This window comes from Pseudomonas sp. TUM25319, from assembly GCF_056388475.1.
The window spans coordinates 3,092,867-3,107,199 of record NZ_CM150751.1 but is presented as its reverse complement, the minus strand read 5'-3'; the positions used below and the strand labels follow the sequence as shown (position 1 = coordinate 3,107,199).

General features: G+C 65.3%; 13 protein-coding genes. 6 read left to right on the top strand and 7 right to left on the bottom strand.

Going from position 1 to position 14,333, the window contains the following annotated elements:
- Positions 1 to 247: 247 nt before the first annotated feature.
- The gene (locus AC05QJ_RS14565; protein ID WP_476747521.1) at positions 248 to 1,333 is read right to left on the bottom strand and encodes a GlxA family transcriptional regulator; all 1,086 of its coding nucleotides are present in this window, start codon (positions 1,331 to 1,333) and stop codon (positions 248 to 250) included.
- 85 nt (positions 1,334 to 1,418) lie between these two features.
- On the opposite strand from AC05QJ_RS14565, the gene AC05QJ_RS14560 reads away from it, so the two are divergent.
- From AC05QJ_RS14560 to AC05QJ_RS14550, 3 genes are all read left to right on the top strand, one after another.
- A complete protein-coding gene (locus AC05QJ_RS14560) occupies positions 1,419 to 2,396 on the top strand; it encodes an ABC transporter substrate-binding protein (RefSeq protein WP_476747520.1) in 978 nt (325 codons plus the stop codon).
- Between the two features lie 61 nt (positions 2,397 to 2,457).
- Positions 2,458 to 3,576: an aryl-sulfate sulfotransferase gene (locus tag AC05QJ_RS14555; protein WP_476747519.1), complete on the top strand. Its 1,119-nt coding sequence runs from the start codon at positions 2,458 to 2,460 to the stop codon at positions 3,574 to 3,576.
- Positions 3,577 to 3,651: 75 nt separating this feature from the next.
- The gene (locus AC05QJ_RS14550) at positions 3,652 to 5,955 is read left to right on the top strand and encodes a TonB-dependent receptor (RefSeq protein WP_476747518.1); all 2,304 of its coding nucleotides are present in this window, start codon (positions 3,652 to 3,654) and stop codon (positions 5,953 to 5,955) included.
- 206 nt (positions 5,956 to 6,161) lie between these two features.
- On the opposite strand, the gene AC05QJ_RS14545 is transcribed toward AC05QJ_RS14550, so the two are convergent.
- From AC05QJ_RS14545 to yfcF, 3 genes are all read right to left on the bottom strand, one after another.
- Positions 6,162 to 6,410, bottom strand: coding sequence for a type II toxin-antitoxin system Phd/YefM family antitoxin (locus tag AC05QJ_RS14545; RefSeq protein WP_476747517.1), 249 nt, complete (start codon positions 6,408 to 6,410; stop codon positions 6,162 to 6,164).
- Positions 6,411 to 6,652: 242 nt separating this feature from the next.
- Positions 6,653 to 6,967, bottom strand: coding sequence for a DUF3077 domain-containing protein (locus tag AC05QJ_RS14540; protein ID WP_476747516.1), 315 nt, complete (start codon positions 6,965 to 6,967; stop codon positions 6,653 to 6,655).
- A gap of 375 nt (positions 6,968 to 7,342) precedes the next feature.
- Positions 7,343 to 7,975: a glutathione transferase gene (yfcF, locus tag AC05QJ_RS14535; RefSeq protein ID WP_476747515.1), complete on the bottom strand. Its 633-nt coding sequence runs from the start codon at positions 7,973 to 7,975 to the stop codon at positions 7,343 to 7,345.
- Positions 7,976 to 8,361: 386 nt separating this feature from the next.
- On the opposite strand from yfcF, the gene AC05QJ_RS14530 reads away from it, so the two are divergent.
- Positions 8,362 to 8,796, top strand: a complete 435-nt coding sequence (locus AC05QJ_RS14530; RefSeq protein WP_476747514.1) for a hypothetical protein — start codon at positions 8,362 to 8,364, stop codon at positions 8,794 to 8,796.
- 15 nt (positions 8,797 to 8,811) lie between these two features.
- Here AC05QJ_RS14530 and AC05QJ_RS14525 read toward each other — a convergent pair whose 3' ends face one another.
- The 3 genes from AC05QJ_RS14525 to AC05QJ_RS14515 form a co-directional block, all read right to left on the bottom strand.
- A complete protein-coding gene (locus AC05QJ_RS14525) occupies positions 8,812 to 9,621 on the bottom strand; it encodes a substrate-binding periplasmic protein (RefSeq protein ID WP_476747513.1) in 810 nt (269 codons plus the stop codon).
- Between the two features lie 149 nt (positions 9,622 to 9,770).
- Positions 9,771 to 11,966, bottom strand: a complete 2,196-nt coding sequence (locus AC05QJ_RS14520) for an OsmC domain/YcaO domain-containing protein (protein ID WP_476747512.1) — start codon at positions 11,964 to 11,966, stop codon at positions 9,771 to 9,773.
- A gap of 126 nt (positions 11,967 to 12,092) precedes the next feature.
- Entirely contained in the window at positions 12,093 to 12,383 is a 291-nt protein-coding gene (locus AC05QJ_RS14515) for a DUF3144 domain-containing protein (RefSeq protein ID WP_476747511.1), read from the bottom strand.
- A 145-nt stretch (positions 12,384 to 12,528) separates the two neighbouring features.
- On the opposite strand from AC05QJ_RS14515, the gene AC05QJ_RS14510 reads away from it, so the two are divergent.
- Positions 12,529 to 13,149: a DNA-3-methyladenine glycosylase family protein gene (locus AC05QJ_RS14510; RefSeq protein ID WP_476747510.1), complete on the top strand. Its 621-nt coding sequence runs from the start codon at positions 12,529 to 12,531 to the stop codon at positions 13,147 to 13,149.
- A gap of 83 nt (positions 13,150 to 13,232) precedes the next feature.
- On the top strand, positions 13,233 to 14,303 hold the full coding sequence (gene ada / locus AC05QJ_RS14505; protein WP_476747509.1) for a bifunctional DNA-binding transcriptional regulator/O6-methylguanine-DNA methyltransferase Ada: 1,071 nt from the start codon (positions 13,233 to 13,235) through the stop codon (positions 14,301 to 14,303).
- The last annotated feature ends 30 nt before the right edge of the window (positions 14,304 to 14,333 follow it).

The following is a 14,333-nucleotide window of genomic DNA, read 5'->3' as shown; positions in this document are numbered from 1 at the left end:
CTGCGAGGAAGGATGAACCATCCCACTTGCGCTTTCCAGAGCACTCGAACAACTTGCTCCGTTTCCTACAACAAATAAGGAAAATCCAACAAAACTTCAGAATTGAAATAGAAAGAAACAAAACTTAACAAACAGATTCAATTAATACACTCGTCATTAGAATTATTTCAAAACAATAAATCTTCTCTGGAGTTAACGGCGACTGACATCAGACTCCTGAGGACGCCGTGACGCGCCAGCACCCTGCTCACTGCGCCAAGCGATCGAGCCCGATTGCCACCCGCTCCTCGTGCCTGTAGCCGGTCTGCCCGGCGACGGGCCCCTCTTCATCGCCCGTGTCCACCCGTGAGCGCGAGCGATAGCCCAGCGGGCTCACGCCCAACTGACGCTGGAAACTGCGGCGCATCCGTTCCTCGTTGCCAAAACCGACCGTCTCGGCGATGCGCTTGATCGGTTCCTGACTGGTTTCCAGAAGCCGGCAGGCCGCTTCCAGCCGCAGGGTCTCGACCGTCTGCGCCGGGGTGCCGCCAGTGGCGGCGGTGTAGGCCCGGGCGAAATGGCGCGGGCTCATGCCGAACTTCTCTGCCAGCCGCTCCACCCGCAGGTCACTGTCAAGATTCTCGGCGATCCAGGCATGCAGCCGCACCAGGCGCTGGTCGCGGTCGCTGCGCAGGGCATCGCTCTGCGCCTTGAGCGGCGCGCTGAGCTGGGCCTGTTCCGCCGAGCGACGCAGGAACAGGGTGAAGTAGCGCGCCAGGTTGAGGGCGGCGTGGGGGCCCAGGTCCTGTTCCAGCAGCGCCAGGCCCAGGTCGATGCCGGCGCTGGCGCCACCGCTGGTCCACAGATGGCCGTCGGGCAGGTACAGCGCATCGCGCTCCACGGTCAGGGCCGGGTAGTTGCGCTGCAGTTCCTCGGCGAACTTCCAGTGGGTGACCACCCGCCGACCGTCCAGCAAGCCGGCGGCGGCCAGGGCGAAAGCGCCGGTGCCGATCGAGCACAACCGCCGCGCCGACGGCGCACGACGTCGCAACCAGGCGATGACCCCGGCGTCGCTCTCCAGCCTGGACACACCGGGACCGCCGATAACGATCAGCGTGTCCAGCGTCGCCTCGGCTTCGACATCGTCCAGCGAACGGGTCATCACGCCAATGCCGGAAATGGTCTCGATCTCGCCGCCCAGGGGCGAGGCCAGGACGATCCGGTACGGTGGTGTGCGCGCCAACTCGCCACCCAGCACCCGCGGGGCGGCAGCGAACACTTCCAGCGGGCCGGCGGCGTTGAGCAGCAACGCCCCGGGAAAGGCCAGCACCAGCACCGTACGCGGGGCCGTCATGGCAGAAAACGAGGGGTGTTTGGCATGGTGGCGGCTGGGGGGCGTGGACATACTGGGCGCACTTTCCGATTGAAGAGCCCGGACGATGCCGACAAAGTCTTCTCCTGCCAAGTCCCTCCGCCAGCGCCTGTCGTGCCTGCTGTTGCTGGCCTCGCTGAGCGCCGCCCTGCCCGCCCAGGCCGCTACCGAACTGGAAGTGGGCGACCAGAGCGGCCTGATCCAGGCACTGCTGAGCGCCGCTGGCGAAGACCGCAACCTGCCCTATGCCCTCGACTGGCACCCCTTCGGCACCGGCACCGCGCTGATGGAAGCCCTGAGTGCGGCGGCCGTGGATGTCGGCGTGGTCGGTAATGCGCCGCCGGTGTTCGCCCAGGCGGGCGGCTTCGACATTCGCGTTGTCGCCGCCGCCGAGGGCGCGCAGAACAACAACGCGCTGCTGGTGCAGGGCGACTCGCCCATCGGCACGCTGGCCGACCTCAGGGGCAAGCGCATCGCCGTGGCCAAGGGCACCAGCGGTCACTACCTGCTGCTGGCGGCCCTGGCCGAGGCCGGGCTGGGCAGCAAGGACGTCAACCTCATCTACGCCAGCCCCATCGACGCACAGAACGCTTTTGCCAGCGGCAAGCTGGACGCCTGGGCGGTGTGGTATCCCTTCGTCGGCCAGGCCACCTCCCGCGGCGCCCGCACATTGCTCGACGGCAGCCAGTGGCCGGAAACCGGGCTGAACTTCACGGTAGCCAGCCACAAGGCGCTGGACGATCCGCAGAAGGCCCAATGGCTGGGCGACTTCATCCAGCGCCTGGCCCGCGCCCAGGCCTGGGCCACCGCCAATCCCGACGCCTGGGCCGCGCGACTGGCACAGGTCACCCGCCTGCCCGTGCCCTTGCTGCAGGAAATGCTCGCGCAACAGCATCTGCAGTACGTGCCGCTGGACGCCCGGGTCACCGGCCTGCAACAGCGCCTGGCCGACCGCTTCGCCGAAGCGCGGCTGATTCCCCGTCCGCTGAAGGTCAGCGAAGCCTTCGACGACCGCTACAACCGCCTGCTGCCCCCACAACCCTGATCCGAACCCCTGAAGCCATGCCGCATTCGCCGGCAGGGCCTCGTTCACCCGGAGAAAAGCCATGACCGCTCTCGACCGCACCACCCTGCGCCGCCACGCCACCGGCCTGATCGCCCTCGACGCCGAACGCTCGGCCGGCGGCTATACCCTGTTCGCCCCGCAGACCGCCGACGGCAACGTGTTTCTCGTCAACCTGCGCGGCGAAGAGGTGCACCGCTGGAAACTGCCACAGCGCCCCGGCCGTGACGCGGTGATCCTGGCCAATGGCAACCTCGGCTACAACGGCAACCACCCGGACTCGCCGGAGCTGTTTCCCGGCTGGTCGGTGTGGCATGGCGGCGCCTTCAGCGAAGTGACACCGGACGGCGACCTGGTCTGGGAATACACCGACCTGACCCATCACCACGACGCCCAGTGGCTGGACAACGGCAATCTGCTGTACAGCAGCGCCGAGCCACTGCCGCTGGACATTGCCCGTCGCGTCCAGGGTGGCATCCCCGGCAGCGAGGCGCCGGGCGGAGTGATCTACGGCGACGTGATCAAGGAAGTCGACCGCGCCGGCAGGCTGGTCTGGGAATGGCGCAGTTGGGAACATCTGGCGCCGGAAGACTACCCGCTGCATGCCTGCTTCGAGCGCTACCACTGGCCGATGACCAACTCGGTGACCCCGGGCCGCGACGGCAAGGTGATCCTCAGTCTGCGCAGCGTGTCGTCGGTGATCGCCGTGGACAAGGCCAGCGACCGCGTGCTCTGGCGCCTCGGCCACGACCTAGTGGCACAGCAGCATTGCCCGAGCGAGCTGGAAGACGGCCGCATCCTGGTGTTCGACAACGGCATCTCGCGGCCCCATGTGTCGATGCCGCACTCGCGGGTGATCGAAGTGGATCCGCACGCCCAGCGCATCGAGTGGCAGTACGCCGACACCCCCGGCTACGCCTTCTTCACCCCGTTCATGGGCGGCGCCCAGCGCCTGCACAACGGCAACACCCTGATCACCGAAGCCAACTTCGGCCGGCTGTTCGAAGTCACCCGCGAAGGCGAGGTGGTCTGGGAATACATCAACCCGCACTTCGCCGCCTACCCGGACGCCGCCTCGCGCGCCTACCTGCCGGGCGAGAACAACGCGATCTTCCGCGCCCACCGCTACCAGGCCCAGGACATTCCCTGGCTGAACGACTGAGCCGACAACGCCCCTTCCGATCACGCTTACGCAGACCACGCGCAGCGAGAGGTTCTTTCATCACAGGAGTTTCCGATGACAGCGTTTCCCCTTTCCGCCCGCGCGTGCGTCCTGCCCGGCCTGTTCGCCCTCACCTGCTGCCCCGGCTACGCCGCCGAGCCTGAGCCCGGCACTCAGGCCGACGACACGACCCTGCAAACGGTGACGGTCAACGCACGACGCCGGGTCGAAGACGCCCAGGCGGTGCCCACCGCCATGACCGTGCTCTCGGCCCAAACCCTGGAAAACCAGCGGCTGTACCGCGTGCAGGACCTGCAGCAGGCATTGCCCAGCATCAACGTCGCGTTCATGAACCCGCGGCAATCCAGCCTGTCGATCCGCGGCCTGGGCAACAACCCGGCCAGCGATGGCCTGGAAGGCAGCGCCGGGATCTACCTCGACAACGTCTACCTCGGTCGTCCCGGCATGGCCGTGTTCGACCTGCTGGACATCGAACAGCTCGAGCTGCTGCGCGGTCCGCAAGGCACGCTGTTCGGCAAGAACACCACCGCCGGCGTGCTCAACATCAGCACCCGCCGGCCCTCGTTCACGCCCGAGGGCAGCGTTTCGACGTCCTTTGGCGAAGACGGCTACACCCAGACTCATGCCAGCTTCGCCGGGCCATTGACCCGGCAACTCGCCGGGCGCCTCTCCGCCTACCGCACCCGGGAAAACGGCTACGTGGAAAACGACCATGACGGCCACACCCTCGGTGGCGGCGTGCGCCAGGGCTTTCGCGGGCAGTTGCTGTTCGAGCCCGGCGACCACTTCAGCCTGCGCTGGATCGGCGACTACAACGAAGAAGACTCCAGCGCCGGCACCCGCTCGCTGTTCAGCAGCGGGCCGACCCTCAACGGCATCAACCGTTACGAGCAGCGGGCAGCCGCGGTGGGCGCCACGCTTGCCCAGGGGCGGCACGTCAACCTCGACGCCGACCAGAGCGTCAAGGTGTTCCAGGGCGGCACCTCATTGGAGGCCAACTGGACCCTGCCCGGCGACTACACCCTGACCTCGGTCACAGCCTGGCGCTGGTGGGACTTTACCCCGCGCAACGACGACGAGCTCAACGTGCCGGTGATGTACAACGTCGGCCAGTCGGCGCGGGACCAGCAATACTCCCAGGAACTGCGCCTGGCCTCGCCGGCCGGCGAATTCTTCGACTACGTGCTGGGCGGATACGGGTTCCGCCAGGAGATGCGCAACGAAGTCTTCACCGACTACGGCCCGTTGGCGGACACCTGGAACGGCACCCCGCAAGGCGCGCTGAACAACGTGCGCAGCCTGGGCAAGGGCCGCATCGACACCGACAGCTTCGCCCTCTTCGCCCAGGGCACCTGGCACCTCACGCCGCGTCTGGACCTCAGCGCAGGCGTGCGCGGCACCTACGAGGTGAAACAGGCGCGGGTCCGCCGCTACGCGCCAGCCGGCGGCGCCGCCGTGAGCGGTGCGGCGGCCAGCGTGCGTCAGGCGCGGCTGGGCGCCTATGACTCGGGCGACCTCAACCTGTACAGCTTCAGCCCGTCGGCGCTGGTGAGCCTGGCCTATCGCTTCAACGAACAGGTACTGGGCTATGCCTCGCTGTCCCACGGCGAGAAGTCCGGCGGCGTCAACCTCAGCGTCGCCAGCGCCCCGGTGGCCGGTGCCGACTCCCTGCTGATCGGTAGCGAGCGAGCCAACGATGCGGAACTGGGGATCAAGAGCACCCTGCTCGACCGGCGCCTGCTGCTCAACGCCAACCTGTTCTGGACCGAGGTCCATGGCTACCAGACCAACGCCTACGACGACGCCAACCTCACCAGCTACCTGACCAATGCCGGGGCCGTGCGCAGCCGCGGTGTCGAGTTCGAATCGACCCTGCTGCCGGTGCGCGGCCTGACCCTCAACCTCAACGGCTCGCTCAACGACGTACGCTACCTCGACTACAGCAACGCCCCGTGCCCGGCGGAAGTCGCATTGCAGCCGGGCGCACCGGCGTCCTGCGATCTCAGCGGACACACCGTGGTCGGCGCATCGAAGTGGATCTTCAATGCCAACGGCACCTATGAATGGGAAACCGGCCCGCTGCGGCCCTACGTGAATGCCAGCTACGCCTTCCGCTCCCGGGCAGTGGGCACGGTGGACGATTCGCGGCATGCGCAACTGCCCGGCTATGCGCTGGTCAACCTGTCCGCCGGCGTGCGGGGCGACCTGGGCGATGGGCAGTGGGATGTGGCGCTGTGGGTGAAGAACGCAGCGGACAAGACCTACTACACCACCCTGTGGAATTCGCCGAATGGGGGGTACACGGGCGTACTGGGGGCACCGAGGACGGTGGGGGTTACCGGGCGGTACGACTTCTAGGGCGGGTGTCGCTGACAATCCCACACAGCTCCGGGCCAGCCGCACATCAGAAGCTGGCTCAAGAGCCTGTGGGAGCCTCCCTGGCAAACAGAGACCTGCCAGCCTTAAAGCGGCTGGAGAAGGCAGTAACGAATGAGTTGATCTTCAACGCTCTGATGAGCTGTACGAGTGAAGCGAATGACCAGCTTCGGCATGCGAACTCCTGTTCAGTCGGGGGCGAACCTTTTTCTCAAGTGCTCCTTGAGGTCTTCGGTCGAGCAGTGCTCACCTCGTGCGTATTCGCGGGAGCCAATGGCAAGCAGTTTGACCAGCGCAATGGCTTCATCCCGGCGTTTACGCTCGGCGTAGGATTCCACGACATAGGCCGGTACACCATTTTGCGTAACGACCAACGGACCATCCAGGGCCAGGTCGGCCGCGTGTTTTTTCAGATAGCTGATTGTTTCAACTCGCATGAGTTGATTCCTCCGATTCTTTGCGCTGTTGCCGCAGCGTCAGGGAAGTCGTTGACCGAACTGCCACTTCGGATACTCGACTCCCGCGAGTTCTCATCGCCCGTGGGGCAGTCCACTCTGTGGGAGCCGGCTTGCCGGCGATGGCATCATTGCAGCCGGCGCAGTTGCCTGGCAGAGCCTCGTCGCGGCGCTTCGCCGCCCCGACAAGGCCAATTCCCACAGTGACCGCAACGCGCCCTGCTTCAGCGTGGATCGTCCCCCGGCGGCTCGACCATCCCTGCCAGCAATGCATCGGTCAGCGCCTGGCTGACTTCCAGCGACTGATAGGTCGCCCACGCCAGATCCGCCGTGGGCCGGGACAATTGCTCGCACAACTGGGCATTGGTTTCGAAGGCCGAGGTGATCGCGGCGCAGAGGTGCTTCAGCGCATCCTGGATATCGACCTGCGCCCGCACGGAGAACAACGGCTGATGGGCTCCGCCGCAGGTGCCGAAGTGGGTGAGGACGGTGGTGGGACGAGGCAGGGAAAACGGTGGATCGGGGACGACCTTGTTCATGGTGAAGCTCCTCAAACCGGGTTGAGCCGCTACCCATGTGACCAAACGATGGGTGGCGACTGTACGCAGGTTGGTCAACCGGGGTTCGAGGAAACCGGCGCACCCGAAGGTGCCCCACGCACAGCCGCCATAACGCGAGACGGCGACCACAAAAGTGGCCGCCGAAGCGGGATGGACGCTTACGCGCCGTCGAACATTCCAGGTGACCAAACCTGATCGCTGATGTGCAGCGACCGGCGAAGACTAGGCACGGATCCCAAGGGGCGCAACGGCTGATAAGGGCCGGAAGTATGATTGGGAAATTGCCTACGCAAAAGTCGGAAGAAGCCTAAATTTCGTAGCTTTATGCAACACCGACCGCCCCTCGCCCAACCACTACAACGCCGGCCGCACCTTGCTCACCCACTCCTGCACGCTCGGCCGCTGCCACTGCCGCGCCGCGTAGTCCTTCAGCATCGCTGGAACCGGGTCGCCGTTGAGGATCAGGCGATTGAGCATCACCGCCAATTCCACATCGGCAATGGACCACTGCCCAGCGATGTATTCAGCGCCACCGGCCAGCAGCGCTTCGGCAGCGTTGAACAGCTTGTTGGCCGCCGCCAGCCCTTCGGTGGACAGCGGGCCGCCCTTTACGCCGTAGAACACCACAAGAGTCGAGCGCTCCTGGCGGATGTCGCCCAGGTCGCTGCGCAGCCAGGCTTGCACCTGACGCACCCGCGCCCTCTGCAGTGCCTCCTGCGGGTATACCGGCACCTCGGGATACAGCTCTTCCAGGTATTCGGTGATGGCTGAAGATTCCGACAGGGCGAAGCCGTCGTCGATCAAGGTCGGCACCCGCTGGGTGAGCGACACGCGCGTGTAGTCATCCGAGCGGTTCTCGGACCAGTCGAGGTCCACCAGGACCGTTTCGAATTCGATGCCCTTCTCGCGCAGGGTGATGTAGGCAGACATCGCGTAGGGGCTGGCGTAGCGGGCATCAACGTACAACTTCAACGGCGAACGGCTCATGGGGGCTCTCCAGGTTCGAAGCGCTCACGCTATGAGGTCCGGCGGAAAAAATACAATTCAACGTTTTCATGGCCGTATTCCTGACTGGAATAGGTGTGTGCTGGATCTACCGCAACCTCTACGAAGATCCGCGCAATTTCAGGGGGGCGGTGCGGGCGACCTACTGAGTGTCGCCACCGCCCCGGTAGGAGCTGGTTTCCGGGCCGGCATTGCAAGTAGCCAGGAGTAATGGTTTGCTGCTCCGGCCTCATCGCTGGCAAGGCCAGCTCCCACAAGGTTCTGCGTCAAGCAATCAAACCGTGCACGACGCGGACACTGTGGGAGCTGGCCTTGCCAGCGATGAGGCCTGCCCAGACACCGAGGACTATTCACAAGGAACGAGCCACATGGAAGTCACTTACAACCTGCCGCTGGTCATCGCCGCTGTACTCAGCCTGCTCGCCGCCGCGCTGCATCTGGTGGTGATCGCTGTCGGCCCCGCCGGCTATCGCCTGGCCGGCGCCGGCGAGCGCTTCGTGCGGGCCGCCGAGAAAGGCTACCGCTACCCGGCGTTCATCACCCTGGGCATCGCTCTGGTGCTGACGGCCTGGGCGGCCTTCGCATTGTCCGGCGCGGGGGTGATGGAACCGCTGCCGCTGCTGCGCCCGGCGCTGTGCGTCATCACCCTGATCTATCTGCTGCGCGGACTGCTGGGGCCGTTCTTCCTGCACACCGACGGCCGCAGCCTGCGCTTCGTCATCATCAGCTCGGCAATCTGCACCGGCATCGGCCTGGTGCACGGGGTGGGGCTAATCCAGGTATGGGGCCGGCTGGCTTCCTGAGCCGCCCCGCTCCCTTCAATTGGCTTCCTGCTGGGCCTTCCAGCGCTCCAGGTTCTCGGTCACCCACTGCTCCGGCAGCGGCCCGGCGACGATCTCGCGCATCTTCTGCGCCAGTTGCTCGCGCAACTCAGGGCGGTTGCAGGGTGAGTCCCGGGACATCGCCAGATACAGGCCTTCGCTGGAAATGGGCGGCTCGAGCACTTTCAGCTCGTCTTCCATGCCCTGGGTCCGCGCCAGCGCCATGCCGGGGTACTGTTCGTAGATCACGTAGTCGTTGCGTTTGAGCTGCAACTTCTGAAATGCCTGGGTGGCCGTGGGCACCGCTTCGAGGTTGAGGTTGGCCCTGGCGTAGTCGTCGAACTGCTGGCCATGGCTGTTGTTGACCAGGGTGCCGCCCTTGCGCCCCTTGAGGTCGTCCCAGGTGTTGTAGGAGAAATCATCGCCCTGGCGTACCCAGACCACACTGGGGGTGTGGAGGAACGGCGGCTTGATGAAATCCATGGACTGCTGGCGCGCCTCGGTCAGGAAGTAGCCGGCCAACAGGTCGACGCGGCCAGTGCGCGCCTCTTCCTGAGCGCGTGACCAAGGCCCCTCGTAACGGATATCCACCTGCAGCCCCAACGCCTCGGCCACCCGCTTGAGCAGGTCGGCATTGGCACCGATCAGCCGCTGCGGATCCTGGGGGTCGCGCCACAGATACGGCGGGTATTCGGGGTTGCCCGTGGCGGTGAGGTGCTTGCAATCCACCGCAGCCGTGGCGGCTTCGGACATCACTACCAAGGCCAGCGACAACAACAGCGAGCGGCGCAAAGGACGCTGGATCATTCATGACCCTCGGCACAGGTGGGGATTCGACGGTTAAGACAGTCTGGACCAGAAACGGTTGAGCGCCAGAATAGCAGGAAGGATCAGGAGGAAATTGCCGCAAGGCAAGGTAACGGTGGTTGGGGCCGCACAGCGGCCCCGGCAGGTACTCAGCCCGCTACCCGAGCCCGCAGCGCATGCAGCTTCTTGTAGCTGTCGACCAGCCGCAGGTGGCGGTCCAGCCCTTCCAGCTTCATGCTGGTCGGCGTCAGGCCGTGGAACCGCACGCTGCCTTCGACCGAACCGATCACTGCGTCCATCCGCTCGTTGCCGAACATGCGGCGGAAGTTGGTTTCGTAGTGCTCCAGCGCAAGCTCGTTGTCCAGCTCCACTTCCAGCACCACGTTGAGCGCCTGGTAGAACAGCCCGCGCTCGACGGTGTTGTCGTTGAACTGCAGGAACATCTCCACCAGTTCCTTGGCATCGTCGAACTTCTTCAACGCCACCTGGATCAGGATCTTCAGCTCGAGAATGGTCAACTGGCCCCAGACGGTGTTGTCGTCGAATTCGACACCGATCAGCGTCTTGATCTCGGTGTACTCGTCCAGCTCGGATTCCAGCAGGCGCTCCAGCAGCGCATCGAGGGCGTCGTCGTCGAGGCGGTGCAGGTTGAGGATGTCCTCGCGGAAGAACAGCGCCTTGTTGGTGTTGTCCCAGACCAGGTCGTCCACCGGGTAGATTTCCGAGTAACCCGGCACCAGGATCCGGCAGGCCGGCGCGCCAAGGTGCTCGTACACGGCCATGTACGCCTCTTTTTCCATACCTTCGAGAATGCCGAACAGGGTCGCGGCTTCCTCGGCGTTGGAGTCTTCGCCCTGGCCGGAGAAGTCCCACTCGACGAAGTCGTAGTCGGCCTTGGCGCTGAAGAAGCGCCACGACACCACACCGCTGGAGTCGATGAAGTGCTCGACGAAGTTGTTCGGTTCCATCAGCGCATGGCTTTCGAAGGTCGGCTGCGGCAGGTCGTTGAGGCCCTCGAAGCTGCGGCCCTGGAGCAGTTCGGTGAGGCTGCGCTCCAGCGCCACTTCGAAGCTTGGGTGTGCACCGAAGGAGGCGAACACGCCGCCGGTGCGCGGGTTCATCAGGGTGACGCACATCACCGGGAATTCACCGCCCAGCGAGGCGTCCTTGACCAGTACCGGGAAGCCCTGCTCTTCCAGGCCCTGGATGCCGGCGACGATGCCGGGGTACTTGGCCAGCACCTCCTGCGGCACATCCGGCAGGGCCAGTTCGCCTTCAAGGATCTCGCGCTTCACTGCCCGCTCGAAAATCTCCGACAGGCACTGCACCTGCGCTTCGGCCAGGGTGTTGCCGGCGCTCATGCCGTTGCTCAGGTAGAGGTTCTCGATCAGATTGGACGGGAAGTACACCACCTCGCCGTCGGACTGGCGCACGAACGGCAGCGAGCAGATACCGCGCTCGACATTGCCGGAGTTGGTGTCGTACAGGTGGGTGCCCAGCAGTTCGCCGTCCGGGTTGTAGATGGCGCGGGTGTAGTCGTCGAGGATTTCCTTCGGCAGCGCGCCCGTGCGGCCCGGCTGGAACCAGCGCTCGTTCGGGTAATGGACGAACTCGGCGTTGGCGATGTCCTCGCCCCAGAACTGGTCGTTGTAGAAGAAGTTGCAGTTCAGGCGCTCGATGAACTCGCCCAGGGCCGAGGCCAGCGCGCCTTCCTTGGTCGCGCCCTTGCCGTTGGTGAAGCACATCGGCGACTGCGCGTCGCGAATGTGCAGCGACCAGACATTGGGCACGATGTTGCGCCACGAAGCGATCTCGATCTTCATCCCCAGGTCCGCGAGGATCGCCGACATATTGGCGATGGTCTCTTCCAGCGGCAGGTCTTTGCCTGGAATGACGGTGCGTGCGCCCTCGGCAGCAGCCGGCATCAGCAGCGCCTGGGCGTCGGCGTCGAGGTTGTCGACTTCCTCGATGATGAACTCGGGGCCGGTCTGCACCACTTTCTTCACGGTGCAGCGGTCGATGGAGCGGAGAATGCCCAGGCGGTCCTTCTCGGAAATGTCCGCCGGCAGTTCGACCTGGATCTTGAAGATCTGGTTGTAGCGGTTCTCCGGGTCGACGATGTTGTTCTGCGACAGGCGGATATTGTCGGTGGGGATGTCGCGGGTCTGGCAGTACAGCTTGACGAAGTAGGCCGCGCACAGCGCCGACGACGCCAGGAAGTAGTCGAAGGGCCCCGGGGCCGAGCCGTCGCCCTTGTAGCGGATCGGCTGATCGGCGATCACCGTGAAGTCATCGAACTTGGCTTCAAGTCGGAGGTTGTCGAGAAAGTTGACCTTGATTTCCATGCGGGGATTACCAGGAGCGAAACGAAATGGCCGCTAGTATCCGGGTTTTTCCGCGCGATGCCAGCGAGATCGGCCCGATGGCCCGGCGCAGTGGCTCGGACCAAGGGGCTGAAATCGCCGTCTGGATCACCGAGGGGCCATGTAGCGTTCGAAGTTCTGGATGTGATCGTCCAGGTTGTCTTCCAGCATCATCCGGTACTGCTCGCAGAAGTACTTCAGCAGTTCCTCCCGCGCTGCGGCCATTTCCTCGCCGGACTTGAAGCTGCGGGCGCTCATCCAGGCGTTGAAGCGGGTAGTGCCGAATGTCATCGAGGCGCTGACCTTGCCGAGGTCCTCGCGCTTTTCGATCTGCTGGTTGGCCAGTTCGATGTGCGCGTCGGCGCGGTCGTAGAATGCCTGGTCGGTGGCTTGGGCCATTGCGGTGTACCTGTGAGGACGATCGGAAAAGGCGGCAAGGATGCCACACCCGGCACAGAATTCGAGCGCAAGAAAGCGAGTGAACGACGCGCCGGCCTTGCGCTATAACTCATCACACTGCCAACAGGAGCCAAAACCGCCTTTCATGCCAGCACACACACCCACCCCGGCCGAAGCCTTCCTCGCCAACCTTGACGATGACTGGGCCCGCCATGTCGCCGCCCTCGGCCCTTGCCTGCACGAGACCAAACCCGCCCGCGAGCCCTACGAGGCGCTGGTGCGGGCCATCGCCTACCAGCAGATCCATGCCCGCGCCGCCGAGGCGATTCTTGGCCGGTTGCTGGCGCTGTACCCGGGCAGCGGCTTTCCCGAGCCCGCGCAACTGCTGGCGACCGACCCCGAGGTCCAGCGCGCCTGCGGCCTGTCCAACGCCAAGCTGACCAGCATTCGTGGTCTTGCCCAGGCCCGGCTCGACGGAGTGATTCCGTCGCTGAGCGAGGCGCGAACGCTTTCGGATGCCGAGCTGATCGAGCGCCTGGTCAGCTTGCGGGGCGTCGGTCGCTGGACCGTGGAGATGTTCCTGATCTACAGCCTGGAGCGCACCGACATCCTGCCGATCGACGACTTCGGCGTGCGCGAGGGCTACCGCCGCCTGAAAGGCCTGGAGAAGGCCCCGACGCCCCGCCAACTGGGCCTCATCGGCGAAGCCTGGAGCCCGCACAGGACCACGGCGGCCTGGTATTTGTGGCGAGTGCCCGCTCGCTGAGAATTCAAGCGCAAGAAGCGGAGTGCTTGCGCCTTGCCAGCCGCCTAACCTGACACCCTCGCCCTTCGAACCGGACCCACGCCATGTCAACCGCCCCGTACCACACTGACGAGCAACGCTGGAGCGCCGTGCAAACCCGCGACAGCGCCGCCGACGGTCACTTCGTCTATGCCGTGCGCACCACTGGCGTGTATGGTCGCCCGAGCACCTGCGCCCGCCTGCCCAAGCGCGAAAACGTACTGTTCTTCCCCAGCGCCGAACAGGCCGAGGCCGCCGGCTTCCGCCCCAGCCGCCGCGCCGCCGCCGATCAGACCCACGCCGGCGAACAGCGGGCCGCCCTGGTGGCCAGCGCCTGCCGCGTGATGGACGAGGCCGAAACCGCTCCGAGTCTGGATGAACTCGCCGCTCATGCGGGCATGAGCCCGTTTCATTTTCACCGCGTGTTCAAGGCCGAAACCGGCCTGACGCCCAAGGCCTACGCCTCGGCGGCCCGGGCCCGGCGTTTGCGCGAAGAACTCGGACAGCCCTCGGCCTCGGTGACCGAAGCCATCTACGGCGCAGGCTTCAACTCCAACAGCCGGTTCTACGAAACCTCCGACCAGTTGCTCGGCATGCGTGCCCGCGACTACCGCGACGGTGGCACCGGTGCGGTGATCCGCTTCGCGGTCGGCGAGTGCTCGCTGGGTTCGATCCTGGTCGCCCAGAGCCAGCGGGGCATCTGCGCCATCCTGCTGGGCGAGGATCCGGACATGCTGGTCACCGACCTGCAGGACCAGTTCCCCAAGGCGCACCTGGTCGGCTGCGACCACGACTTCGAGCAACTGGTGGCGCAGGTGGTGGGCTTTATCGAAGCACCGTCCCTGGGCCTGAACCTGCCGCTGGACGTGCGTGGCACGGCGTTTCAGGAGCGGGTCTGGCAGGCGCTGCGGGAGATTCCGCCGGGCACCACCGCCAGCTATACCGAGATCGCCGAACGCATCGGTTCGCCCACGGCGGTCCGCGCCGTGGCCCAGGCCTGCGGCGCCAACCGCATCGCCGTGGCCATTCCCTGCCATCGGGTGGTGCGCCGCGATGGCGATCTTTCGGGTTATCGCTGGGGCGTGGAGCGCAAGCGCGTGCTGATCGATCGCGAGTCCGCCGAACGGGGCGCCTGATGAACATCAGGCACCCCTGGACGACGCGCC

What these genes read in the sequence shown, in the direction of transcription:
- AC05QJ_RS14515 (WP_476747511.1), bottom strand. Translation starts at nt 12,383, where the DNA reads ATGGCCCAAGCCACCGACCAGGCATTCTACGACCGCGCCGACGCGCAC.
- AC05QJ_RS14540 (WP_476747516.1), bottom strand. Translation starts at nt 6,967, where the DNA reads ATGAACAAGGTCGTCCCCGATCCACCGTTTTCCCTGCCTCGTCCCACC.
- AC05QJ_RS14510 (WP_476747510.1), top strand. Translation starts at nt 12,529, where the DNA reads ATGCCAGCACACACACCCACCCCGGCCGAAGCCTTCCTCGCCAACCTT.
- AC05QJ_RS14530 (WP_476747514.1), top strand. Translation starts at nt 8,362, where the DNA reads ATGGAAGTCACTTACAACCTGCCGCTGGTCATCGCCGCTGTACTCAGC.
- AC05QJ_RS14520 (WP_476747512.1), bottom strand. Translation starts at nt 11,966, where the DNA reads ATGGAAATCAAGGTCAACTTTCTCGACAACCTCCGACTTGAAGCCAAG.
- ada (WP_476747509.1), top strand. Translation starts at nt 13,233, where the DNA reads ATGTCAACCGCCCCGTACCACACTGACGAGCAACGCTGGAGCGCCGTG.
- AC05QJ_RS14545 (WP_476747517.1), bottom strand. Translation starts at nt 6,410, where the DNA reads ATGCGAGTTGAAACAATCAGCTATCTGAAAAAACACGCGGCCGACCTG.
- yfcF (WP_476747515.1), bottom strand. Translation starts at nt 7,975, where the DNA reads ATGAGCCGTTCGCCGTTGAAGTTGTACGTTGATGCCCGCTACGCCAGC.
- AC05QJ_RS14565 (WP_476747521.1), bottom strand. Translation starts at nt 1,333, where the DNA reads ATGACGGCCCCGCGTACGGTGCTGGTGCTGGCCTTTCCCGGGGCGTTG.
- AC05QJ_RS14550 (WP_476747518.1), top strand. Translation starts at nt 3,652, where the DNA reads ATGACAGCGTTTCCCCTTTCCGCCCGCGCGTGCGTCCTGCCCGGCCTG.
- AC05QJ_RS14555 (WP_476747519.1), top strand. Translation starts at nt 2,458, where the DNA reads ATGACCGCTCTCGACCGCACCACCCTGCGCCGCCACGCCACCGGCCTG.
- AC05QJ_RS14560 (WP_476747520.1), top strand. Translation starts at nt 1,419, where the DNA reads ATGCCGACAAAGTCTTCTCCTGCCAAGTCCCTCCGCCAGCGCCTGTCG.
- AC05QJ_RS14525 (WP_476747513.1), bottom strand. Translation starts at nt 9,621, where the DNA reads ATGATCCAGCGTCCTTTGCGCCGCTCGCTGTTGTTGTCGCTGGCCTTG.